This window comes from Collinsella aerofaciens (assembly GCF_032584215.1).
In the GTDB taxonomy this organism is placed as follows: domain Bacteria; phylum Actinomycetota; class Coriobacteriia; order Coriobacteriales; family Coriobacteriaceae; genus Collinsella.
Map to the genome: position 1 here is coordinate 1 of NZ_JAWHPN010000147.1, position 405 is coordinate 405.

Here is a 405-nt window from a genome sequence, read left to right on the forward strand (position 1 = left end):
TGGCGCCGATCCCGGCGCCCGGCATGGTCGTCACCGACGGCGGGAGCGGGTTCGCCAAGGCCGTGCGCGAGACCTGGCCGCGCACCAGGGTCCAGAGGTGCACCTTCCACGCCTTCTCGCAGGTCAAGCGCTACACGACGACGCGGCCGAAGCTCCAGGCGGGGCGCGAGCTCTACCTCATCGCGCGCGACCTCATGGGCATCGAGACGCTGCACCAGGCCGAGCTCTGGGCCGGGCGCTACCTCGACTGGTGCGGGTTCTGGGCCGACTTCCTGGGATGTTAGCGTCAATCTATTTTTCACCAGTTTCGCTAAACAGGCGCGCCGTTCGCGCAAAGGCGGTTTCACCGGTTGCGCTAACGTATTTTCACCGATTCCGGTCACGGCTTGACGGGGCCGTCCCTCG

1 pseudogene is annotated in these 405 nt (G+C 66.7%); it reads left to right on the forward strand.

The window, feature by feature from the left end:
* Positions 1–275: pseudogene (locus RX395_RS10170) on the forward strand (transposase); the annotation flags it as partial.
* Positions 276–405: the final 130 nt, after the last annotated feature.